Consider the following 23,152-nt stretch of genomic DNA (forward strand, 5'->3'; position numbering starts at 1 on the left):
ATATTCCGTTTTATATCAATATCGTACGTTCCGATGATTTCTGCCCTAAAAAACTAGAGTAGAACCTACTTTCGTTAATTATGATATGTTTTTATGTAAACGCTTTATTAAATGGGTGTAAAATGTAAAGGGGGAGTTTGTTAAATTTCGGTCAACATGATTTCTAGTCCTCGGCCTGCTATATAATGATGAAGTTGTTTAGAAATAAGGAATGAAGGGGGATAAAGAATGCGTAAGCCATTTCAGTCTGTGAGATCCAGAATGGTTCTTTCCTACCTCGCTGTTGTTCTTGTCATTGCGCTTCTTTTCGGCTCAATTTTCTATCTCTTCTTCTCCCATCAATACAGCAAAGAGATCCGCATCAATAATCAATTGTCGCTGAAAAGCACGGTCAATACTATTGAGAGCTCCGTGATCCAGAAGGTGAATCAGATCTATCTGTCCCTGGCACTCGGTAACGCTGCAAATATCAATTTAGATAGCTTACAAGGAAACCACAGCAAAATTCTGGACATCGAACAGTCTCTCAAAAATATGGTGCAAAATTATTCCGATCTCATTGAAGCCATTCATGTGTACGATACGAAGAACCACTTCATCGTCTCATCTGTATATGGTCTATTGCTCTATGAGGACACACCTTCGAGTGTGGATCATACGACGGATTGGATTGCTGCGATGAAAGAGACTCCAGAAAGTTCCTTATGGATGAAGACTCGCATGGTTCCTCAGGATGCATATATCGAATCACGGGAACAGAGCAACATGAGTCCTCTCATTTCCTATGTCCATAGTTACCCGTTTCAATCAACAGGACAAGATAGCAAAGCCCTGATTGCGATTGACATCAAAGAGTCAGCGATTAGTCAGATCATTCAAAACATGCTCCCTGCTGACTATGCAAATACATTAATCATCGATCAGGATGGAACCGTCATCTCTGCCACAGACAAAACGTTGATAGGCACCTCCACGGAGGAGAATTTAACGCAGTCGCTGCTTTCTTTTCATTCATCAGAAGAGAGCTTTACGCCTGTATTTAACTATGACTCGCAAGTTGTAACTCAAGATCAATTTAAAGGAAGTGCCTGGAGAATCTACACAACCACGCCTAATGACAGCTTCTATTATAAGTTGGATAGCTTGAAGGAAATTTCAGTTCTTCTCGGCTTATTGGCTGTTGCCGTTGGGATCGCAATGTCGTCCATCTTCACTAGAGCCAACTATAGTCCGCTAAAACGAATCCTGAATAACATCAAGAGCCGGATGGACAGCCCAATCAGCTCAAAGCAGGACGAATACCGATTTATCGATACAACCATTAACAGTCTGTCCAATAAAGTCGATAGTCTGGAAGAAACACTCCAGGTCAATCATAAGATGATTAAACATAGTATCATGCTGAACATGTTAAATAACCGGTTTACACCCGAGGAGCTTACGCAGCAACTGCAATCTGTTCATATTTCAATGGCGTATACTCGCTTCCGCTGCATCGTCATTGACCCGGTCAATGAGAAGTGGAAGGATCTGCAGCCACGACAGTTGCAGCATACGTTGTACACGATGATCCAGCAACTGGAGATGGCAGAATTGGAAGGAACGCAACTGCTGGCAGAGGAATTGCAGGATCACAAAATAGCAGTAATCATCTGTACCAACCAATCCGAAGAACCTCTCTCTGATCTGATTGTGGACTTTATTCACACGGAGGCAAGAACGAGATTCGGTCTGGATTTTGTCCTATCACTGGGCGGATGGGTACAGCATTTCACGGAGATTCACACAAGCTATCATCAGGCGAATACCTTGATTCGATACAGCTATTTCTTTCCCGATCAGTCCGCCATTCAGGATCTTGATCTTCTGAACAGGGAAACCAGCAGCTTGGAAATTTCGGACTCATACCTCGTAAATTTGGAGAAGAAATTACAAACTCGGGATGTGCACGGCGCAGTTCAAGCTATTCAAGAGTTGGTCACTCAGATTAAAGAAGGCATGTATTCAGCCGAATACAGTCGGATCCTATTACTTAAAACGGTCTCCATATACTCTGAATGTATTCATCAGGTACGTTGGCAGCCCGCCGAGGCGAGTTCATTGAGTTTGTACAAGCAATTTTCATTGTTCTACAATATCAACCGCTATTCGGAATGGATGATTCATCTCGTCACCGAATTTGTGATGCATATGGAGAAGCGAAGCGAGGAACGGAGTGTGGATACCATCTCGGCTGTCAAAACCTATATTCAAGAGAACTTATCAGGCGATCTCACGCTCGACCATGTCTCAGAGCAAGTGTTCATCAGCCCCAAATATCTCAGTAAACTCTTCAAGGAAGAAACCGGGATTGTCTATTCGGAGTATGTTACGAACCAGAGGATGGAACGCGCACGAGAACTGATGACGCAACGCGAAATTACGGTTGAGCAGATCGCAAATACCGTCGGTTACCGTACCCCTGCTTATTTCATCAAGAAGTTCAAGGAGATTCACGGCTGTACACCCAAAAACTTCATGCGCAGTCTAATGGAACAGGGATCTATATAGGTTCAATTTAACATTTACACAATAACGGAGAGGACAGAAAGAACCTGAAGAAGCGAAGCTAAAAGCTTTCTGAAAGAAAGCTGCATCGTAAGCATACGCCTCGCCTTTATTCCCGGATTTCCCCCTTAGAAGAGGAATTGAAAGAAATCTGGGAATAACAGCGATCGGAAGGTTGTTCTGTCATCGGAGTGCCCGTGTAAATATTCTTTATTTGAACCTATATAGAATTTTAAAATTAAAAAAGGAGCTGCTATGAAATTTAATCTTTCAAGAAGGCTATACCTATACTCCGCACTGCTTCTCCTTCTCGCCTTCACAGGTGGGTGTACCATTCTAAACACAGAAACAGCACAAGGGCAGCAACAGCAGGACCATCTGGCAAGCCTTGAGAAGGATACGGCTCCAGAGTATACGATATCCTGGACCATGCATCAGAATATCCCTGTTCCTGAGGACGCAGAGATGATTGCCTATATTGAGGATCGGTTTGATGTCGATCTGGAGGTGTGGAACCTTGAGAACAAGCGATACGAGGAACTGCTGGATCTGAAGCTTGCTCAAGGGAAAATACCCGATCTGTTCCGAATCAGACAACCGCATGATCTGCTTAAATATCAAATGCAAGGAGTCTTGGCGGAAATTTCCCCGGACGTACTTGAACAATATGCGCCAAATATCGTAAAGCGAATTCGGGATTATGATTCACGTTACTTGGCGTATGGAAAAATAAACGGCTCTCTATATGGAATACCGGCCATTAATCAGACCAACATCTATCGAACTCCTGTCGTATACCGAGAGGACTGGCTTCGGAAGCTTGGTCTGGACGTTCCGAAGACATTGGATGAATTTGAAACGGTCATGTATGCTTTTGCCAAAGATGACCCGGACGGGAATGGTAAACCGGATACGTATGGCCTATCCAGAGAGGGATTAAATGTGGTGTTTGGCGCTTTTGGACAGTCCGTTTTCACTGAGCAGCTGTATTTTAACGAGAAAAACAACCAACTGGTAATTGGCGCCTTGGAGCCTGAGATGAAAAAAGCCCTGACTTATATGCAAAAATGGTATCGAGACGGGATTATCGACCCTGAGTTCATAACCGGTGAAAACAAAGGCGGTTATAAACATCTATCCCATGCTTTTATTAATGGAAAAATTGGGATGACCTCGATGGGCAACTATTATCACTGGAATCAAGCGGGGGATTACAGTGTCCTCGATGAAAAGGGCCAAGAAACTCCAGTGGAACCCTCGTTCAATGTCAAAGAGCTGTTACAGAAGAATGCAACCGCAGAGATTATATTTGGTTCTCCTGTTATTGGTCCTGATGGACGTAGCGGTTCAAAAGGGAACAATCTGTTGATGAATTTTATTGCTATAGGTGCTGATGCTGCAAAGGAGCCGGGAAAACTGGAGAAAATTCTGCAGATCCTCGATTATGTAAGTGCCAACCCCGATCCTGCGGAGCAGATCAAAATGGAGTATGGCCTTCCAGGAAAACACTGGAATTGGGGCGCCGATGCTTCAAGCTCGTTCTATTTACTTTATCCATACAACCGAATGGAGAATTATATGAATAGGATCGGCTCAAGTATTGGCATGACGGTTCCAGGTGTACCCTCGGACAAACGTGAACAGTGGGCTGCATCTTCCGGGTTGACGGAGAATGGTATCTATAATCGCCTGGAGGTTGCAACCCCTGCCCTGATACAATATTCATCTGAGTTGATTAGCATGAGAGACAGAGCATACATCTCCATCATCACCGGCGATCAGCCTGTCGGGTATTTTGATACTTTTGTGGAAGAATTTAAAGATGCAGGTGGGCAACAGGTGCTGCTTGAAGCGAATCATTGGTTTAAGGAGCATAAGGAAACAGGTCGCACGCGATAGGTAGGACAGTTTAAAACATACATTTTCCATGAGTTTCTGGATTATACATGTGTATTCCTATACACCCATCCTTCCCTGACGTAACGTCACTCTCTATCCCTTTGCACTCGCGTTAGATCCGCGCAGTGAACGGGCTGAACTGCTTCGTGCCGTGCTTCCGGATTTGGAGGCGCTGCCTGAGGGTGTGTTCTCAAAACGCTTGCGTTCAGTCCGCTCCATCTGCACAATCTGACCTTCGTGCACCACGATATGCAAGGAACCAAACTCCATGTCATTCAGCTGTCCGGCAATTCGGTCCAACCATACCTCATCCACTTTTAACGGCTTAGCCATAGAGCCGCCTCCTCTTCTCGGGCTACTGCCCGCCATATTCCTAAGCTGCCATCCAACGGATTTATAAATCATTCTTATCCAACCTATATACTTGGTTTATACATTAGCAGGGCTTCCAGTAGCTGTCAATCTGTATTTTCTTCTTCCCATAATCACTTTTCTGAAACGGCTTTGTGTCCAAGCCAGCTCTTGAGCAGCAACGTGGCGAGAGCCAGAATCAGGAGCAGGGAAGCCACGGCAAATGAAGCCGAGAATTGATATTCGTTGTACAAAATCTCCACATGTAGCGGCAGCGTATTCGTCTCCCCGCGGATATGTCCGGACACCACAGATACCGCTCCGAACTCGCCCATGGCACGGGCATTACACAGAATGATACCGTACAGCAGCCCCCATTTGATGTTGGGCAAGGTTACACTCCAGAAGATTCGCCATCCGGAAGCACCCAGCGTAACCGCCGCTTCCTCTTCCCGGGTTCCCTGGTCCTCCATGAGTGGAATCAACTCCCTGGCTACAAAGGGGAACGTAATAAACAGCGTTGCAATGACAATGCCTGGCAGCGCAAAAATGATTTTGATATCATGTTCGGACAGCCACGGCCCAAACCACCCATTCGAACCAAAGACCAATACAAAGATCAACCCGCCCACCACAGGTGAGATGGAAAAGGGAAGATCAATCAGCGTGATCATGAGTCCCTTACCTTTGAACTGGAACTTGGTAATAACCCAGGCAGCGGCCACGCCAAATATCGTATTCAACGGCACGGTAATCGCGGCAACCAATAACGTGAGCTTCAGTGCAGACATGGCGTCCGGCTCGGTAAGAGCCGCGATGTATACACCCCAGCCCTGCTTCAACGCCTCCATGAGCACAATGGCCAGTGGCAATATAAGCAGCCATAGGAGTACCAGGCTCGCCAGTCCAATCAACAACCATTTGCCCCATGGAGCTTCCGTTGTTGCACGGTTGGTTCCGCGGCCAGATCGTACGGGTGGAACAGGGCTCAGTGGGACAGAACTCGCCATATGCTGCACCTCCTTTGGTTTGGGTGAGTGACTTTTTTTAATAACCTTATTCCATCACGCTTTATTGTCATGCCCTGCCCGCCTTCCGACTCCAGCGCTGCAAGGAATTAATAATCAGCAGCAGGATGAAAGAGACTAAAAGCAGCAGCAAAGCTACAGCTGTAGCGCCCGCATAATCGAACTGCTCCAGCTTGGCCATGATCAGCAAGGGGGCAATCTCCGTTTTCATCGGCATATTACCTGAGATAAATACAACGGAGCCATATTCGCCAATCCCCCGGGCAAAGGCCAAAGCGAATCCGGTCAGCAGTGGCGGAATCAGATCCGGCAGCAAAATGGTACGGAATATTCGCCATCTTCCTGCGCCCAGTGTGGCAGCCGCTTCTTCCACCTCAGCCTCCAGCTCCTCCAACACCGGTTGCACCGTACGAACCACGAATGGAATGCCGATAAACATCAGCGCAAGCGTAATCCCGGCCTGTGAATAGGCGAGCTTAATGCCCAAAGGCTCTACAAACTGCCCAATCCAGCCATTGCCGGCATAGATCGCCGTAAGGGCAACCCCTGCTACCGCTGTTGGCAAGGCAAAAGGCAAATCAATGACTGCATCAAACAGCCTTTTGCCAGGAAACTCATACCGAACAAGCACCCATGCTAGGAGTAACCCCAGCACGAGATTAATCAGGGCCGCTGCACCTGCGGTCAGAAAGCTGACCTGGAAGGAAGCCAGCACCCTGGGATTGGTCGCAACCTCAATCATGGTTGCCCACGTCAGCCCTGTTGAGTTAAATAACAGCGCCGCCAGTGGAATAAGTACAACCAGGCTCAGGTAGAGCACACTGTAACCCATCGTTAATCCGAATCCCGGCAATGTGCGTCTTTGCGTCACCATCACCTTGCTCATGCACGTTCATCCTCTCTGCCTTCAGCCGGTAAGGCTGGTTGGCCGCTCACAGCGCGATTGATCGGGTGTTCATTGAACAGAGCAACCTTAGCTGCCCGGAACATAGATCTGGTCGAAGATACCACCGTCATTGAAATGTTTGGCCTGAGTATCCCGCCATGTACCGAATACATCTTTCAACGTGAACAGTTCAAGTGCCGGGAACTGATCTTTGAATTTTTCCTCCACGCTGTCCAGCGTTGGGCGGTAATAATTTTCAGCGGCAATGGTCTGCCCCTCTTCACTGTACAAATATTTCAGGTAGGCATCCGCCACATCGCGGCTTCCTTTTTTTTCTGCATTTTTGTCCACAATCGCAACGGGTGGTTCAGCCAAGATACTAACCGAAGGCACCACAATATCGAATTTGTCCGGACCCAGCTCTTTTACCGATAGGAAAGCCTCATTCTCCCAGGCAAGCAGCACATCGCCAATGCCACGTTCAACAAACGTCGTCGTAGACCCACGAGCACCCGAATCCAGTACAGGCGCATGTTTGAACAATTCGCCAACAAATTCCTTCGCTTTCTCTTCATCATTGTTATTTTGCTTGAGGGCATATCCCCAAGCTGCCAAGTAGTTCCAGCGCGCTCCGCCAGACGTTTTGGGATTCGGGGTGATGACTTGGGTATCCCCTTTGATCAGATCATCCCAGTCCTTGATGCCTTTGGGATTGCCTTTACGTACAAGGAATACAATCGTGGAGGTATACGGAGAGCTGTTATGCTCGTATTTGTCCTGCCAACCTTCATTAATCAGACCTTTATCTTCAATCGCATCAATATCGTATCCCAATGCCAGTGTCACCACATCCGCATCCAGTCCGTCAATAACCGAACGGCTCTGTTTGCCTGATCCCCCATGGGATTGCTTGATCGTCACTTCCTGGCCCTTCTCTTTCAACCAATGCGCCGCAAACGCTTTGTTATATTGCTCATAGAGTTCCCGTGTTGGATCATAGGAAACATTCAGCAGTTCGATGGCCTTCGCCTCTTCCTTGCCGCCTTCCGCTCCCCCCGATGTTCCTGCCGCACTGGACCCGCCACTATCCGATCCGCATGCTGCCAGTACTCCTGTTAACACCAGTGCCAGACCAACCAGAATACCCTTGTGAATTCTCTTTTTCATAGATAACACTCCCCCGATATAGATCTGCATGACTACCTCAGGCCGGCTGACTGAACAGGATCGAACGCCCCGTAAAAAAAACAAGAAGACGGAGGAACCCCCGCGCACTTCTCCCCATAAAGTCATGCCGGCCCTAGGCCGTGTATGCTTTCATCCGGAAAGGATGCGCTGCGGTGTTCCTCCGTCTATACGGTGAGAACGTTATTCTGTTCAGGTTGTATGTTTTATTATTCCTACCTGTTTAGTGAGTTATATACGTATAATAAAGGCAGTCTATATACCTGTCAAACGTTTTTTCCGATTTTTACCGTATTTCTGCACCATTGGCAAAAAAAAGAGGAACAACGAACCACCGTCCGTTGTTCCCTTCAGCGAATCCCATACTTCGCTGTCTATTGTAAATAGGAATGGAATTGGACTGCCATGCCTGGTCCATTCGTCATCTGCCCGCATACCGGATATTCGGTACCGGTGGTGTGTTCATGCCTTCTCCCAGATAAAATCCGGTGTGTGGCGGTTGATTGTAGGCTACATTTTGCCAAGCGACGCCAAGACGGTATACCGGATCATGCATCAGCGTATAGATGCGTTTGTCCGTAACTGCTGTTGTGGTATAGATCCGCAGCGCTGAGCTGTCATTTGTCCGCCACACCACTTCCTCTCTCCAATCCCCGAACAGGTCGGCCTGCAGATTCGGCGTAGACTTGGTCCCGTTGTTGGAAGTAACGCCGGATGCGGTGAGCAGGTTCACCGTTGTGCTGTTGGCATAATTCCACTTGTCGATTCGGTTACTGTCCAGCAATTCACGGAGCAGGTCACCATCCCACCAGATTCCAAAATTCGTGGAGGAAGGCAGGGTTGTCCCAAGTTTCTGCCCTTTGGCTGTGTACAGACTGCCGTCCGCCCATACTTCGGCGCCTTTATATCTTGGATCGATATCTGCCGCCATGCCACGTCCAATATCCTTCGTTGTTTTGACTCCCCAAATGAGCTGGCCTGTACCTGCATCCCGGAATTCCACTCCGGCATTGGACGGTGTCTCATGAACCTGAAATACCTCAAGTCCAGGGCGATCCGGGTCGAGGTCGCTCAAATGCATGGCATCGCCATGATGGAGTCCTGTCGTGTACAACCCTTTGCCGTTATCATCCACCGCCATGGCACCATAGACAATCTCGTCTTTCCCGTCCCCGTCTACGTCCGCCACACTCAGATTGTGATTGCCCTGCCCGGCATAACCTGAGTTGCCCGATGTGTTGGAATCAAATGTCCATTGCTTGGTTAGCTGCCCATTGCGCCAGTTATAGGCCACCAGTACTGTGCGGGTGTAGTATCCACGCGCCATGACCAGACTTGGTCGCTCCCCATCCAGATAAGCAATGGCAGCGAGGAATCGATCCACCCGGTTGCCGTAGTTGTCTCCCCAGTCAGATACATTGCCACGCGCCGGTTCGTAATTCACCGTGGATAGTGCTTTACCAGTCTGCCCATTGAATACCGTCAGGAATTCCGGGCCAGATAATACATAACCACTGGAATTACGATAATCTTTGCTGGCATCACCGATGACCACGCCAGTGCCATCCTTGGTGCCATCGGCTGTTTTCATCGCGACCTCGGCTTTGCCGTCACCGTCGAGATCATACACCATGAACTGGGTGTAGTGAGCACCCGCACGGATATTTTTGCCCAGACTAATTCGCCACAGGCGTGTTCCGTTCAATTTGTAGGCATCGATAAACACTTCCCCGGTATAACCGCTCTGAGAGTTATCTTTGGAGTTGGAGGGGTCCCACTTCACAATCAATTCATACTCCCCATCACCATCCAGATCACCTGCACTGGCATCGTTGGCACTGTAGGTGTAGGCTACTCCATCGGGAGTTGTCCCACCTGCGGGTACACTGAGCGGTACGGACAGATAATTGTTGCCCCATACGCTCGCTGCTGTTGAAGCAGCCTGCTCTGTTCCACTGACGACAGCGCGAACCGTATATTTGGAACTGCTTGTCCCACTTGCATCCTGAAGGTTGGTGCTATTCGTTATGGGCGTAGCGTTCACCTTGGTTCCATCCCGATAGACGTTAAACGATACATTCGAACCTTCCGTACCCAGAAGTCGCCAACTGACAAACACACCTGTCCCGGTCTTTACCGCCACCAATCCGCGATCCAGATATTCCATCTGCCTTGTACCCGCGGCATGTGTTACCGGCGTGTTATCCAATCCAAGCGAAGTGACCAGTAACGCGGAACTCAACAACGATACTCCGGCTGTACGTAATGTGCGCTTCCACAGTGATGATCCTTTTCCCATAAACAATTGCCTCCCCAATTGTAGTGGTAAGCCCGATGCCCTTGTAGCGCCATTTTATATGTAAGCGCTTTAATATATTTAGTTTAAATTAAACATATAATTCCATCTATAGGTCTAATTTAGTAATTCATTGATATGTACATAAAAAAGCCGAAGGATTTCTCCTTCGACTTCGTACTTTTTTGAATAAATTCATAACTTTATACTCCGCCTGCTCCGTGGCCCAATAAGGCATAAATGATCGGGCAAATTGTAACTGTAACACTAAAAATGGTTAGCAACAAAGACGTTTTTTTTCGCATTGAGCCGTTGCACCTCACTTGATAAGGATTTGAACTTCTGTTTTGCTTCTGAATCAGCTTGATCTCTGTACTGCTCAAATAATGTCATACATGTAATAATATTTCGATCACTATTAATTTTAACTGACATTTGCAATCCTTCAAGAATAAGATTCATTGCATCATTACGATTTCTCATAAGTTGGTACATCCCCAGATCACTTAAAAACCGCGCATAATTTTCATTAATAATACGTTTATTATAATCTCCAAACTCCGTCTTGTAGGTACGCAAAGGCGTATGTTCAGAGAAACGCTCCAAAATCTCATCAATGTTCCAATCAAACCGATTGGCTGCCTGTATCATGTAACGTAAAGCTAAAAAAATCTCATCAGGATACTTCGAGATATAGTCCGCATATTCATGAACGATCTCCCATTCTCCAGATAACATTCGGTAGAGATACGTATTAGCTGTTGCCCATTCCCCAAATTGTTGCTGTATGCGCTCTGATTCGTCATCCTGTTCCTGTAACCAGCCCTGTCCATATGCATACAACGATACAAACTCCAAAGCTTTTTTATAATCTCCATACTCCTCATACACTGTGGATCGAATCAACCAAGCATATAAAATATAAGTATAGAGTGGACGTTCGGTTTGATTTTCATGCTGTTCCCTTCGTTTAGAAAGGTGTTTGGACTCATAAAAAATCTTCGCCAATTTGTACATCTCTTGTGCTAAACCATCCACTTTATCCCATTTATGAACGGCCATAAACACATGAATCAAATGTTTCAGCGCGTCCAGTTGATATCCCTCATCCAACCGGTCAACGTAGGGCTCGAACAAGATAGCTGTCCTTAGATTTTCCTCCAGGTTCTCTCCTTGTCCAATTAAAAACAACCGATATTGACACATCGCGAGCCGTTCGGAATGCTGATATTTCTCAACTTCACTTACACTCTTATATAACAATGCCGCCGCAGACCGCTGATCTCGTTCAAACAATTGTTCCGCCATCTCATATAATTCTGTTGCGTAATCCAGGTCATCCAGTAGCCGGTAAAGAACCTGTTCAATGCAGTCCAGTCGATTCAGCTCCGCACTTTGGATAATAAACGGTCTGATCCTCCGCATTGAGACGGAATAAGCAAAACATTCTTCCACATAGTCGGTAAAAAAATGATCCGCTGCCACGCCCATTCCGGATGAGATCGCAATCAACTGACTCACCGATATGGGGCGATTCCCATGTAAAATACGACTAATTGTGCCTGTATTGATGCCAGATACTTCCGAGAATCGGGAGAGTGTCATGCTGTTCTTATCGATAAAGTGGGTTAATTGCTCCCGAATTGAATTTGCAGGTTCCAAGGAAAGCACCACCCTTCGTGCAACATCCAGATTTTAGGTTTATTCACGATATATTCTGATCATAATGAACGTTCGAACGATGGTCAATAAAAAAATGTGATAATTGCCACTATTTTCAAGTTAATCGCGTATAAAACCAAAAAAGCTGAGAAACCATGTGTTTCCGCATGATTTCTCAGCTTGTAGACCTCTTTTTAGATGTAATAATGTACTCGCACTTATCTATCACTTCACCGAATTACAACTTAAACCACAGGCACAATACATACCGGACGAGGCAGTTCCAGCTTGAACCCGTTATGCGTCAGACGTCCGTCTCTGGAAACCTACAAGGTTATTGCTGTCCTGATTGGCCACGACCAGAATCCCACCTGGCAAAATATTAAAGTTACGCGGTGTCTGCCCAATCGTTGACGTCCACTCTACGGCTTCCAACTCACCACTCTCCTGGTCAATATGGTAGAGTGCGATGCTGTCATCTCCCCGATTGGATGCATACAGGAAACGTCCACATGGAGATACACGTATGTCTGCAGCGGTACCCTCGCCTTTATTTCCTTCTGGCAGTGTGGAAATGTGCTGCACCGTAGTGAACTCCCCTCTGCGCTCATCGTATAGGAATGCCGTAACCGTGTTGTTCAATTCGTTGATGACATATGCCCACTTCGAGTTGGGATGGAACACAAGATGCCTTGGCCCTGCGCCTGGTGGCTGATCCAGCTCACGATGGGTAACCAGACGTCCCTCTTCCAACCGATACACAATGATCTGATCCAGACCGAGGTCACATACGATAGCGTACTGTCCGGACGGATCTGGCTGAATGGAGTGAGCATGTGGCCCTTCTTGGCGTTCTTTGTTGATTCCACTGCCCGTGTGCTCTACCCATGCACTCATCTCACCAAGCGTCCCCTGATCACCTACCGGAAATACATTGACACTGCCGCTGCTATAGTTGGATGAGAACACCCACTGGCCATCTTTGGAGACCGACACATAACATGGAGATGCCCCTCGGGTCTGCTTTCGATCCATCAGGTGCAGCTCACTCGTTGCCGCATCTCTGCGATAAACCAACACCTCGCCCTCGTCCGTCTCACTTGCCACATACAGACAGTTTCCATCTGGGCATAGCGCCAGATAAGACGGATTATCCACGCCATCCATGTGATTGACGATTCGCATCTCTCCTGTATCCGCATTCAACGCACATAGGAATATCCCTGGTTCATTCGCTGACGCATACGTACCTGTATAGAAAAGTGTTTCCTGCGTTGTGACTGGTTCCATATCCAATCTCTCCCTTATCCTATATTCACTGTTCTGATTCTTCCCACTAGTATGTACTTACCCAATTCACGGGCTACTGCTTCACTTCCTGTAACGTGGATTTCTAAATCGAGAACAACCGCGTTGAGCGCTCTCATATCCGTCATTGACTCCCTTATGCCCTCTCACCATAATACAAAGTATGAGACCTAACAACAGACCACCCCTACAGCGTAAATCGGACGGATTTCGTATGCAAAAACTCATTGTGCTTCCAGACTTACTGCTGCAAGAAACCGCAGCTTATCCGGTCACGTCCGGACTATACGTTACCGATATCGGTTACTTTCACGAAGCGGAGCATCATTACCGAGACCGTCCCGATGGTTGTGAATCACACATTCTGATGTACTGTGCCCAAGGCACAGGCTGGTATACGATGGATGGCAGCAAGACATATGATGTCCGCCCGGGAAACCTCGTCATATTACCTGCACATGTTCCTCATGTGTATGGTGCCAACACAGCTGAACCATGGAGCATCTTCTGGATTCATCTGCGCGGTGAACACGCTTTAACCTACATAGAACCATTGTTAACCCATCATATCACGACCATGCCACCGGCCAAGGCTCAAAAATGGCTTGAGCTGTTCCATGAATGTTACGGCGCGCTAGAGACAGGTTACTCCATGCAGACGATGACATATGCCTCCCAGATTATCGGTTATATGCTGGGTATGCTCGCTTATGGACCGGAGACAACCGGAACGGATGGCCGGATTGTAAGCAGCAAACGTGCGGCTGAACAATCCGTTCAATATATGCTGGAGCACCTGGAGAACGGAATCACCCTCAAGGAACTGGCGGCACACGCCCGGCTGTCTGTCCCTCATTACTCTCAGTTATTCAAACAAGCTACCGGGCATTCACCCATCGATTATTTCCTGCGGCTCAAGATCCAGCATTCCTGCCGCTATCTGGATTTTACCGATTGGACTGTGAAGCAGATCAGTTCCGAGCTTGGATTCAAGGACCCGTACTACTTCTCCCGTCTGTTCAGCAAAATGATGGGACGTTCACCCACGGATTATCGAAATAAATCCAAAGGATAGATGCCGTGCATTCACTGTGCTTCACTTAAGCCTTTCAGAATCCTCATGAATTCAATTGGCAAATTCCAGCAACCTTTTGAACAGAAGGGTCGTCTATAGGGGCAAATAACTTTTATATAAAGGGATCATCCCTGGAAAAGTGAGGCGAACCTATCATGAAAAAAAATATAATTGCTACATTAACTGCGGGAGCTCTGCTCACGCTGTCTCTAAGTGCAGGCCCGATCAACGCTGCGCAGGCCCAATTCACGGATATTCAAGGTATCGCAGGAGCAGACAAAATCGAATCTCTCCATCAGGATGGATTCATCAAAGGTGTGAGCGACGGTTTGTTCAAACCTGAACTGGAGTTAAATACCGCTCAGGGTGTTCAACTGATTGCAGATGGACTGAATCTGAATCTGGACACCATTCGTTTTATCAAAATGCCAGTGCCAAGTGACCACTTCACCAATGTCAAAGATGGCGTATGGTACAGTGATGCATTTATCCGCGCTCAATATAATGGCATTCAGATGTCACAGGATATCGATCCGTCCAAGCCGCTTACTCGTGAACAATTCACACTGTTTCTGATGCAAGGCATCGAGGCCAAAGGTGGTCTGCCGATGATTAATATCAAACCTGTGGACATTACCGACGAACAGGAACTTACGCCAGAGTATCAAGGTGCCATCCAACGTTCACTCGTTCTTAAAATCAATGAACTGGATGCCAACGGAAACTTCAAGCCCAAACAAACGATCACTCGTGCCGAAGCAGCAGTGATGATATATAACGCAATCGAGTACATGGAATCGTTCCATGCACCACAAATCCCGGAAAGCCCTGAGAAGTAATCATCTCATGGCGGAAGCTGCATACTCACTTGAGTGGTGAATCCGCTCGATTGGAGCGCACGTGAGTGGACTTTACCACACAACCTCCATATGCCAAACAGCCGCACCTTCCCTCAGCAGGAAAGTACGGCTGTTTGTATTATACCTATATCACTGATGCAATCATCAGATGGAGCTTTTAACTTAGAAAGTTCTGAATTAGAAAGAACCTTTAACAACAACCTCAGACAACGGTAAACGTCCTGATGGGCGAGCAGGCTGTGCCGCTTTACCTACAGTGATCAACAACGTTGGTACAAATCGTGCAGGAATGTTGAAGGTTTCGATCAGTTTTTGTGGATTATATCCACCGATTGGACAAGTATCGTAACCCAGGGAGCGTGCAGCAAGCATAATATTTTGGGAAGCAAAGGATGCATTGCGGATCGCTTCATCGCGAGCGATTTGCGGGCTTTGGTAAGCACCGTTGATCTGTCCAACCAATGCGTCACGAACCTCAGCAGTCAGTGCGCCTGCTTCAACAGCTTGATCGTAGATTACGGTGTTACGGTTTGCTTCCAAATCTCCGAGAACAGCAATCGTAACTGAACTTTCCACGATCTGAGTTTGACCGTAAGCAACTGGCAGCAATTTCGCTTTGTCTGCTTCGGATTCAATCACGAGGAATCTCCAGTGTTGCAGGTTCCATGAAGATGGTGCTTCCGCAGCTGCTGTCAAAATCGCGTTGAGATCAGCTTCAGGCAATTCAAACCCTTGTTCGTACTTTTTGACAGCATGACGTTCGCTAATAACGCGAAGTGTTTCATTTTTTTCAATGCCTGACATGTATTCCACTCCCTAGAATCTATTTTTGTTTGTGTTCTTCTTTTACTTTCGCAAGGGATCTTGAAGTCTACTCTACCGAGTATTTACCTTCCGAAAATAACATCAGCGCAGACGATCTCTCTTCATCTGTGTTCAGGTTATGCCCGGAATCGCTTGAGAACATCCATGGATCTTTCACCGGAGCATACGCCCATGCCGTAACATGCCCACCATGCCTGATTAAACCAGACCATATTCATGGAAGACCATTCGTTGTGGACTCCGTCAGGACTTCTCCTTTGCAGGCAATCCACCTAACGATAATTCACATGCATCCCCACGACCTATGCGCTCTTTCACATCCTGTATGGATATACGATCAAAATAAGCGCTGAGCGCCTCTTCGCCTCCATTATAAATGTTCCCCATCACATCCTGCATATTGGAAGATACCACGCACGATGAACCGGACTCCCCTGAGCACCAGTTAGGGCCGAGTGAACCACCAGCTACCAGTCTATATAATTCTCCGAGCTTGATCTCTTGACTTGGACGGCTAAGCAAGTACCCGCCATGAGCACCTTCCTTGGTCGTCAGGTAACCATGCTTACGCAGAACACTAAGTACCTTACGGACTCTGGCCGGGTGTGTACCCACACTCTGGGACAAATCTTCACTATTGGCCATACACTCATCTCTCATCGACAGAAAAACAAGACAATGCACCGCTATGGTAAATTCGCTGTTCATAACTTACTCCTTCCCGGCTTACAACACCGATGAACTTCAACCCAAGGTAAGTATAACTGTCATTATATGAATAACAGTTATGTTTGTCAACTTTCACCCAGGATGGAGATCAAACGTGATTTTTCCTGTTATACCAATACTTACAGCTCATCTACACAATCAGGTTAGGATTAACATCCCGTCTGCTTTTTAATCCATAAAGAACAAAAAAGTGAGCCTTTCGCTACGCGAAGGGCTCCAATAAGATAGACATATGAAAGGGCTTACGTGACTATTATAATCGGTAATCTTCAATTTGAAAACGCTTTTTTTGTAAAGTGCATCATTATTTAAAATTTTTTTTATTGCAACAAAATGAACACAGGGTATTGCTAAAACTAATGACATTAGTTATTATACTAATACCATTAGTTTTAAGGAGGGTTTATCGATGCGCATTACCCGAGAATTTGATGTCGTTCAAGTTACGTTTTTTCCAAGACTCTTCCCTGTGAACGTATACCTGATTGAAGAGGAAGATGGATTAACCCTGATTGATTCCGGAATACCATTCAGTCTTAAAGGGATATTGGCAACTGCCCAGTCCCTTGGGAAGCCCATTACCAAGATCATTCTGACTCATGCTCATAGCGACCATATTGGTGCACTGGATCATCTCAAAGAGGCACTGCCCCAAGCCCAGGTCTTCATCTCCAGACGGGATGCCCGGCTATTGGCAGGTGATACTTCCCTTCTTTCAGGTGAGCCTCAAACCCCGGTACGCGGCGGCGTACCCAAGCCCGAAGCGGTTCGCACCCAACCTGACCACTTGCTGGATGATGGTGACCAGATTGGTTCGCTGCTTGCCATTGCCTCACCAGGCCATACACCGGGGCATATGTCCTTCATGGATACGCGCAGCCGTGTGCTCATCGCTGGCGACGCGTACCAGCTGCAAGGCGGCCTTGCCGTATCCGGCCGCATGCGCCCGCTCTTCCCGTTCCCCGCGCTGGCGACGTGGAACCGCGAAGCGGCTCTGGCCAGCGCGAAGCGCCTGGCGGAGCTGGAACCGTCCGTGCTGGCTGTAGGCCACGGACGGATGTTGCGCCAGCCCGCGTCCGCCATGCGCGCGGCAACCGCTGATGCACAGCAGCGGTTCGGTCTTGCCGGGGGGCAACGATGAGCCCCCGGCAAGGGCTGGATCGCGGCGCTCTGCTCAGCGCCGCCGCCCAGCTTGCTGACAGCGACGGCTTTCAGGCGCTGACACTGGCCGCACTCGCCCAGCGGCTGGATGTGCGCTCGCCGTCGCTCTACAACCACATCAGCGGTCTTCCCGGGCTTCGCCAGGAAATGGCGCTGATGTCCGTACAACAGCTTAGCCGCGCATTAACCGCGGCTACTGCTGACCACACTGGCGACGATGCCATCCAGGCCATCGCTGCCGCATACATTGGCTTCGTTCGCGAGCACCCTGGGCTCTACGAAGCCTCATTTCATGCCCCGGACCGCGAGGAGCCACAGCTCGCCGCGGCCAGCACAGCCACGCTGGAGTTGCTGCTGCACAGCTTGCAGCCCTACCCGCTAACCGAAGCGGAAGCATTACACGCCGTTCGTGGTTTGCGCAGCCTCTGCCATGGATTTGCCTCCATTGAGGCACAAGGCGGCTTCGGCATGAACTTTGACCCGGACGAAAGTCTGCGTCTGACCGTGTCCGCCTTCCTGCACGGACTCCGGCATCTTCACCAGGCGTAGTAAGGCACGCATTGCATCATCAAAAAGGACTGCATTTCCTCTGCAGTCCTTTTTGCGTTGCCGTGTAATGATACATCCCTACAAATCCCATTGCTCATGGTGATGGGGTCTAAAACATATGCGAGTTCCCCAGTTCCATTTCACTTGGCAATCTGGGCCATGCTTGATCCACCCTCTCTCTCAACCACACTTTTGCCCCTCACACCTACGCGCTTCTCTAATATGTACATCGCCGTTCCTCACCGAAGTTGGAATGGACTTTCTCTTCCCTCTTTCCATCAAAATGGTTCTCGATAGCCTGTCTACGGCCATTGCTGCCGTACATCCTGCACTTCATCCAAAATTTGCTTCATCACTGGCACATATACCTTCCAGTAGAACATGTCAGGAATGTCTTTCTGATCTGGCGTAAGTTTCGACCGGACGACCTCCCATCCCCGGATTCGGCGCCAGAAGGAATAATGCTTCATCTCTCCGAATGACCCTGCCATATAATACGACCGATTATAGTCGTCATAGCGGACAATTGCAGCAAATTCAGCAGGTATTCCTGCATTCCCCAATTTCTGCTCGCCTGTCTCCGTCACATCCGTCTTATACCAGGCTAATATGGAATTTTGCTGTTGCGGCAGAATGATATCAAACCAGCCACTGTAATGAATATCCTGGGTTATACCGCACCAATCCCTGCCTTCCTGTGTGAATGCAATCTGTACATTCCCTGTCTTTGCATCCGGGCCTTTCTCCAGCACTATGACCTGCCCATCCATATGCACCAGCAGAATACCTGCCCCGTGATAAGGCCATTTTTTGTGCTCCCGCTGTTCATAGTTCGTACGAACCCACCGAGGTACTTCTTCCTTGCTTTGCAGATTAGATACCGATTTCCCTTGCCATCCACTGCTGTTCACTCCCAAGATGGGATACAGCTGCTCCCTGGTCATTTTCGAAGCCGTATTCGCCAATGCACTGTATTCGGCGACAACCGTTACCCCTTTATACGCGGCCTCACGGATCTTCTGCACATCATATATCGTTAATCCTTCGTAGACTCCGTCTTGTTTCCGTTCATTCTTCTTCTGTGCAGACAGACTATTCCGATTGGCCGTCAGATAGATCAGATCCGTATCTGTCACCTCATCCGGCAGCAGTTGTTTCATCCGGGGAAGCCCGTTCTGAATATCATAGCCGTAATAATCCTCTTTGTACGAGTAGTATTCCCCTGTGTGCTGTACAATCTTCTGCTGATTCAGAAGCCAGACCAATCCCTTGTGCCCCTGATAGGACAAGTCCGGTTTGCTCTTGTCAATAATCATGATGTTCAGCGGAACGGGGGCCTGGGATTGCCACATAATCCAGGGGACAACCAGCACCACCGATACCACTGTAAAACAAGCCAACGTCCACATCGTGGCTGGCCTGTAACTTTTTTTCATGAAGCGTCTTCCTCCTTGCTCTGTTCCAAGGTATTACCAAGATTGCCGTTAGCTTACCCCAATCCATTCCTGATCTTCTTCTCCTCTTCCTTCCTCAATCCCATCGCCTGCAAGATGCCAAACATACGGAATATATTGTTCAGCGGTCTGAACCAGAACGTCTCGGAACAAGCATATAATAACAGACGTGTGACCTCTCTGGATGTGTATGCTTTGCGTGAACACCATATTTCGAACATTACCATCCCTGCGGACAACAGGGAACCATAGAGCATCAGCAGTAGAGCGAGAATGATGCATAGATTAATATCTACCAACTGTAGTGCTATGCCCGAGATGAACAGCAGAATCGCTCCCAGCTCCATCACAGGTCCCAACAATTCGATCAGAATAAAATACGGGATGGATACCATCCCCATCCAGCCATAGGCTGGATTAAAAATCATGCTCCGCTGGGCCCATAGACTGCTCGCAAGCTGCCTATACCAGCGGGTACGCTGTCTGCGTAGCTGACGCCACGTGCCCGGTACTTCTACCCTGCAGATCGGATCGGGAATGTATATAATACGACCACGTTCCCGTTTTCGCTTCATATGTTTTTGCAACCGCATGACCAGTTCCATGTGAGAGACTTGGTCATCGCGCTTGTACCCCCCCACTTCCATTACCCGGTTCTTTTTGAATACACCGAATACTTGGACCGTAAATAAAAGCACATTCATATTGTAACGAACGAGTCCCACACCACCAATCAAAAAAGCACGCACGTATTCAATAGTCTGCATTACATACAAGGTACTCCCCGTTCGTCTTGTGTTATTATCCGTTAATTTCATATGAGCCGTATTTCTGGGGACCATAAGATCTACTCGTCCGCTACAAGCAACGACCTCTTCTCCTGGTAGAGCATCCATAATGGGTTTCATAATCTTCACCAATGCATCTCGTTCCAGAAATGTCCGGGGTCCAACAGAGGCGATATAAGGATATTGCGAGATATTCAGACCTGCATTCAAGGAGTCCATTCGTCCTCCATACGCCTTGTCGATCACAATCAGACGATGATGCAGCCTGGATTGGTAGACACATTTAATCTGAGCCGTCTCCTGACCAAGTCCCGAGTAATAAACTTTACTCCGAATCGGCATCAGATCATAGGTTTCCATTAAACGCCGCATGGTTCTATCCTCTGATCCATCATTAATGATAATAACTTCATAACGTGCATATTGAATATCCAATAGACCGTTAATTCGCTGTACGATCGTACTGTCGCTATTACGCATCGGGACAAGCAGGGATACCGCCGGAGCCAATTCTTCATCCAACAGCTCATGATATTGCAGCGGGTCCAGATCCCTTCTCGGGATCAATGTGCGAGCGGCTGAAACGACCAGAACACTGCACATTACAATCGCAAGCACCAGATAGATAAATATACCCTCATAACAAGCCAAAACAAAACTCCGCAGCATCTCAATCCATCTTTCGTCCATACTGCATCCTTTCCAGCGTTTCTTCCGCTATCTGCCTAGCGTATTTATCCGGATGATTTACAGCCGTATCCCGGAGTTCTTCCAGTCCCCGCTCGTACCGGGCAAGGGAATTCGCCGCTTCCTGCCTGATCTGAAATGAAGGATCACCCATCATTCCCTTCAGGCGAGGAATAAAAGCATCCGCATGAACTGTGCCCATGAGCCGAGTCACTGTTAGTCTTTCAGCACGCTGCCTTTCCTCACCAGATTCGTTCCATACCAGTAATAACCCCTTCAGTTTATCTTCACGATTTCTGCCCACTTGAGCCAATGCCTGATAAGCGTGGGTACGCAGAAGCCCATCCTCTCCAAGAATGAGCTTCTCCAGTAAAACAACAGCACTATCCGTCTGGTCATCCCGAATACGAATGGCATGGACGATATTAGACTTGACCTGATAAGGTACATCCTTGAAATGATCCTTCAGACGAGTCCAGCATGAATCCGTCAGCAACAGCAGAATCTGCAGATACTGCGAATCGGACCATACATATTGCTCACGCATCAATTCCTTCACGATTCTGAAATAACCGGTTCTGGCATATATGCGCAAAATGATAAAACGTTCAAGTGGTGTACAGGAGGTAACCCGCAGCATATCCTCTAACCTGGACAGCAGCTCCACCATATGAAACTGTTCGATATATAACAACGTGTTGACTCGTTCTCTCCACTTTCCTGTCCTCAGAACCGACCGGTATGAGCTTCCAAATACTTGCCAGGATAACAGACGAATTCGCAGAATCTCCTGCTCTACCGGACCTTGAGCAAGCCGTTGCAATAACAAATGCTGCAAAACAATCTGTTGATCTCCATTCATATTCAATAAGTCTACGCCAATTTCCCCGAGGTTCAGGTAACGTTGTAGAAATGAACCTTCTGCATGTAATTCCTGCATCCGTATTGTCTTCACTTTTTCCCTGCGTCTGCTATCATATTTCAACCATAAGATATAACCGTAGATCATTAGCAAGAGAATCAGTACACTTGCACATATAAGGCCAACCACATGTACCAACCAATCTGTATTACCTGCAAGCCATCCTGTATGATGTGAACCGATGAGCTTCGTATACATCCATTGTTGTCCAATCATTGTATGATTTCCCCTTAATCGAATAAACGGCCTTACAACGGGCACAATAATACAAAATTTTCAAATACACCCTGTGAATACATATCGGGTATATGATACACTAAGCTTTCTATCGGCTTTCTGCGTTTGTGATATAATAGGAACTGAAAATTCCGGCAATTCGTACTGGTTCCGGATCTCCGGATAACATATTATTCCAGAAAGAGGGAGTTCTACGTGGCTCAAATCAGTCCGTACTACCTGCAAATCGGAGCAACCGTGGGCATGCTCGTCATGGCACTGCTCGCCATCTTCATCCGCATGAAAGCTAGTCACAGACCGGTGACCATTCGCAAAATCCTTATTCCTCCGCTCGGCATGAGCACAGGATTTCTCATGTTTGTTGTACCGGCAACACATGTTCCTCTACTCTGGGCATTCATTGCGTTTTTGGTGGGCTGGTTCCTCTTCTCCTATCCCCTTATTCGTAGTACACGGTTTGAACGAGTAGGCAAAGAAATTTTTGCCACACGTTCTCGCAGCTTTGCTTTTATCTTGCTTGGATTGCTGGCCGTACGCCTGATCCTGCATGAAGTCATTCAGCGATATGTAAGTATTCCGCAAACGGGCGGATTGTTCTTCCTGTTGGCTTTTGGCATGATTGTACGCTGGCGTGTATATATGTACAAACACTACAAAGAAGTGCTGGTCGCCGAACACTAGTCACCCTACTACATAGACTACG

General features: G+C 47.6%; 19 protein-coding genes. 7 read left to right on the forward strand and 12 right to left on the reverse strand.

Going from position 1 to position 23,152, the window contains the following annotated elements:
• The first annotated feature begins 228 nt into the window (after nucleotides 1-228).
• Together ACE3K2_RS18330 and ACE3K2_RS18335 are read left to right on the forward strand one after the other, a co-directional pair.
• Complete coding sequence (locus ACE3K2_RS18330) at nucleotides 229-2,550, forward strand: helix-turn-helix domain-containing protein (RefSeq protein ID WP_421893250.1); 2,322 nt, start codon at nucleotides 229-231, stop codon at nucleotides 2,548-2,550.
• Nucleotides 2,551-2,802: 252 nt separating this feature from the next.
• The gene (locus ACE3K2_RS18335) at nucleotides 2,803-4,446 is read left to right on the forward strand and encodes an extracellular solute-binding protein (protein WP_421893253.1); all 1,644 of its coding nucleotides are present in this window, start codon (nucleotides 2,803-2,805) and stop codon (nucleotides 4,444-4,446) included.
• 93 nt (nucleotides 4,447-4,539) lie between these two features.
• Here ACE3K2_RS18335 and ACE3K2_RS18340 read toward each other — a convergent pair whose 3' ends face one another.
• From ACE3K2_RS18340 to ACE3K2_RS18370, 7 genes are all read right to left on the reverse strand, one after another.
• Complete coding sequence (locus ACE3K2_RS18340; RefSeq protein ID WP_036607453.1) at nucleotides 4,540-4,779, reverse strand: YezD family protein; 240 nt, start codon at nucleotides 4,777-4,779, stop codon at nucleotides 4,540-4,542.
• 152 nt (nucleotides 4,780-4,931) lie between these two features.
• Nucleotides 4,932-5,807: a sulfate ABC transporter permease subunit CysW gene (gene cysW, locus ACE3K2_RS18345; RefSeq protein WP_421893256.1), complete on the reverse strand. Its 876-nt coding sequence runs from the start codon at nucleotides 5,805-5,807 to the stop codon at nucleotides 4,932-4,934.
• A gap of 67 nt (nucleotides 5,808-5,874) precedes the next feature.
• The gene (gene cysT, locus ACE3K2_RS18350) at nucleotides 5,875-6,711 is read right to left on the reverse strand and encodes a sulfate ABC transporter permease subunit CysT (RefSeq protein WP_421893259.1); all 837 of its coding nucleotides are present in this window, start codon (nucleotides 6,709-6,711) and stop codon (nucleotides 5,875-5,877) included.
• Between the two features lie 87 nt (nucleotides 6,712-6,798).
• On the reverse strand, nucleotides 6,799-7,878 hold the full coding sequence (locus tag ACE3K2_RS18355; RefSeq protein WP_421893262.1) for a sulfate ABC transporter substrate-binding protein: 1,080 nt from the start codon (nucleotides 7,876-7,878) through the stop codon (nucleotides 6,799-6,801).
• A 439-nt stretch (nucleotides 7,879-8,317) separates the two neighbouring features.
• A complete protein-coding gene (locus tag ACE3K2_RS18360) occupies nucleotides 8,318-10,195 on the reverse strand; it encodes a rhamnogalacturonan lyase (RefSeq protein ID WP_421893265.1) in 1,878 nt (625 codons plus the stop codon).
• A gap of 264 nt (nucleotides 10,196-10,459) precedes the next feature.
• Nucleotides 10,460-11,854, reverse strand: coding sequence for a helix-turn-helix domain-containing protein (locus tag ACE3K2_RS18365; protein WP_421893268.1), 1,395 nt, complete (start codon nucleotides 11,852-11,854; stop codon nucleotides 10,460-10,462).
• A 297-nt stretch (nucleotides 11,855-12,151) separates the two neighbouring features.
• Entirely contained in the window at nucleotides 12,152-13,144 is a 993-nt protein-coding gene (locus ACE3K2_RS18370) for a lactonase family protein (protein WP_421893271.1), read from the reverse strand.
• Between the two features lie 232 nt (nucleotides 13,145-13,376).
• Between ACE3K2_RS18370 and ACE3K2_RS18375 the strand changes: the two genes are divergently transcribed.
• Both ACE3K2_RS18375 and ACE3K2_RS18380 read left to right on the forward strand, forming a co-directional pair.
• Nucleotides 13,377-14,237, forward strand: coding sequence for an AraC family transcriptional regulator (locus ACE3K2_RS18375; protein ID WP_421893274.1), 861 nt, complete (start codon nucleotides 13,377-13,379; stop codon nucleotides 14,235-14,237).
• A 155-nt stretch (nucleotides 14,238-14,392) separates the two neighbouring features.
• Nucleotides 14,393-15,076, forward strand: a complete 684-nt coding sequence (locus ACE3K2_RS18380) for an S-layer homology domain-containing protein (protein WP_421893277.1) — start codon at nucleotides 14,393-14,395, stop codon at nucleotides 15,074-15,076.
• 198 nt (nucleotides 15,077-15,274) lie between these two features.
• On the opposite strand, the gene ACE3K2_RS18385 is transcribed toward ACE3K2_RS18380, so the two are convergent.
• Both ACE3K2_RS18385 and ACE3K2_RS18390 read right to left on the reverse strand, forming a co-directional pair.
• Nucleotides 15,275-15,901: a nitroreductase family protein gene (locus ACE3K2_RS18385; RefSeq protein WP_421893280.1), complete on the reverse strand. Its 627-nt coding sequence runs from the start codon at nucleotides 15,899-15,901 to the stop codon at nucleotides 15,275-15,277.
• A gap of 264 nt (nucleotides 15,902-16,165) precedes the next feature.
• On the reverse strand, nucleotides 16,166-16,630 hold the full coding sequence (locus tag ACE3K2_RS18390; protein ID WP_421893283.1) for an RrF2 family transcriptional regulator: 465 nt from the start codon (nucleotides 16,628-16,630) through the stop codon (nucleotides 16,166-16,168).
• 430 nt (nucleotides 16,631-17,060) lie between these two features.
• On the opposite strand from ACE3K2_RS18390, the gene ACE3K2_RS18395 reads away from it, so the two are divergent.
• Together ACE3K2_RS18395 and ACE3K2_RS18400 are read left to right on the forward strand one after the other, a co-directional pair.
• Entirely contained in the window at nucleotides 17,061-17,792 is a 732-nt protein-coding gene (locus tag ACE3K2_RS18395; protein ID WP_421893286.1) for an MBL fold metallo-hydrolase, read from the forward strand.
• The gene (locus ACE3K2_RS18400) at nucleotides 17,789-18,361 is read left to right on the forward strand and encodes a TetR/AcrR family transcriptional regulator (RefSeq protein WP_421893289.1); all 573 of its coding nucleotides are present in this window, start codon (nucleotides 17,789-17,791) and stop codon (nucleotides 18,359-18,361) included. Before ACE3K2_RS18395 ends, ACE3K2_RS18400 begins: the two co-directional genes overlap by 4 nt.
• A gap of 302 nt (nucleotides 18,362-18,663) precedes the next feature.
• On the opposite strand, the gene ACE3K2_RS18405 is transcribed toward ACE3K2_RS18400, so the two are convergent.
• From ACE3K2_RS18405 to ACE3K2_RS18415, 3 genes are read right to left on the reverse strand one after another with little or no spacing between them, the layout of a single operon-like run.
• Entirely contained in the window at nucleotides 18,664-19,797 is a 1,134-nt protein-coding gene (locus tag ACE3K2_RS18405) for a hypothetical protein (protein ID WP_421893292.1), read from the reverse strand.
• Between the two features lie 53 nt (nucleotides 19,798-19,850).
• The gene (locus ACE3K2_RS18410; RefSeq protein WP_421893295.1) at nucleotides 19,851-21,293 is read right to left on the reverse strand and encodes a glycosyltransferase family 2 protein; all 1,443 of its coding nucleotides are present in this window, start codon (nucleotides 21,291-21,293) and stop codon (nucleotides 19,851-19,853) included.
• Nucleotides 21,274-22,428, reverse strand: coding sequence for a HEAT repeat domain-containing protein (locus tag ACE3K2_RS18415; protein WP_421893298.1), 1,155 nt, complete (start codon nucleotides 22,426-22,428; stop codon nucleotides 21,274-21,276). The genes ACE3K2_RS18410 and ACE3K2_RS18415 overlap by 20 nt, the downstream gene beginning before the upstream one ends.
• Nucleotides 22,429-22,644: 216 nt before the next feature.
• Between ACE3K2_RS18415 and ACE3K2_RS18420 the strand changes: the two genes are divergently transcribed.
• Entirely contained in the window at nucleotides 22,645-23,130 is a 486-nt protein-coding gene (locus ACE3K2_RS18420; RefSeq protein WP_421893301.1) for a CcdC family protein, read from the forward strand.
• Nucleotides 23,131-23,152: the final 22 nt, after the last annotated feature.

This window comes from Paenibacillus sp. (assembly GCF_048976745.1).
Lineage (GTDB): Bacteria > Bacillota > Bacilli > Paenibacillales > Paenibacillaceae > Paenibacillus.

Bases quoted from the DNA above. Each gene is read 5' to 3' on its own strand.
- ACE3K2_RS18330 (WP_421893250.1), top strand. From the start codon at position 229: ATGCGTAAGCCATTTCAGTCTGTGAGATCCAGAATGGTTCTTTCCTAC.
- ACE3K2_RS18335 (WP_421893253.1), top strand. From the start codon at position 2,803: ATGAAATTTAATCTTTCAAGAAGGCTATACCTATACTCCGCACTGCTT.
- ACE3K2_RS18340 (WP_036607453.1), bottom strand. From the start codon at position 4,779: ATGGCTAAGCCGTTAAAAGTGGATGAGGTATGGTTGGACCGAATTGCC.
- cysW (WP_421893256.1), bottom strand. From the start codon at position 5,807: ATGGCGAGTTCTGTCCCACTGAGCCCTGTTCCACCCGTACGATCTGGC.
- cysT (WP_421893259.1), bottom strand. From the start codon at position 6,711: ATGAGCAAGGTGATGGTGACGCAAAGACGCACATTGCCGGGATTCGGA.
- ACE3K2_RS18355 (WP_421893262.1), bottom strand. From the start codon at position 7,878: ATGAAAAAGAGAATTCACAAGGGTATTCTGGTTGGTCTGGCACTGGTG.
- ACE3K2_RS18360 (WP_421893265.1), bottom strand. From the start codon at position 10,195: ATGGGAAAAGGATCATCACTGTGGAAGCGCACATTACGTACAGCCGGA.
- ACE3K2_RS18370 (WP_421893271.1), bottom strand. From the start codon at position 13,144: ATGGAACCAGTCACAACGCAGGAAACACTTTTCTATACAGGTACGTAT.
- ACE3K2_RS18375 (WP_421893274.1), top strand. From the start codon at position 13,377: ATGCAAAAACTCATTGTGCTTCCAGACTTACTGCTGCAAGAAACCGCA.
- ACE3K2_RS18380 (WP_421893277.1), top strand. From the start codon at position 14,393: ATGAAAAAAAATATAATTGCTACATTAACTGCGGGAGCTCTGCTCACG.
- ACE3K2_RS18385 (WP_421893280.1), bottom strand. From the start codon at position 15,901: ATGTCAGGCATTGAAAAAAATGAAACACTTCGCGTTATTAGCGAACGT.
- ACE3K2_RS18390 (WP_421893283.1), bottom strand. From the start codon at position 16,630: ATGAACAGCGAATTTACCATAGCGGTGCATTGTCTTGTTTTTCTGTCG.
- ACE3K2_RS18395 (WP_421893286.1), top strand. From the start codon at position 17,061: ATGCGCATTACCCGAGAATTTGATGTCGTTCAAGTTACGTTTTTTCCA.
- ACE3K2_RS18400 (WP_421893289.1), top strand. From the start codon at position 17,789: ATGAGCCCCCGGCAAGGGCTGGATCGCGGCGCTCTGCTCAGCGCCGCC.
- ACE3K2_RS18405 (WP_421893292.1), bottom strand. From the start codon at position 19,797: ATGAAAAAAAGTTACAGGCCAGCCACGATGTGGACGTTGGCTTGTTTT.
- ACE3K2_RS18410 (WP_421893295.1), bottom strand. From the start codon at position 21,293: ATGGACGAAAGATGGATTGAGATGCTGCGGAGTTTTGTTTTGGCTTGT.
- ACE3K2_RS18415 (WP_421893298.1), bottom strand. From the start codon at position 22,428: ATGATTGGACAACAATGGATGTATACGAAGCTCATCGGTTCACATCAT.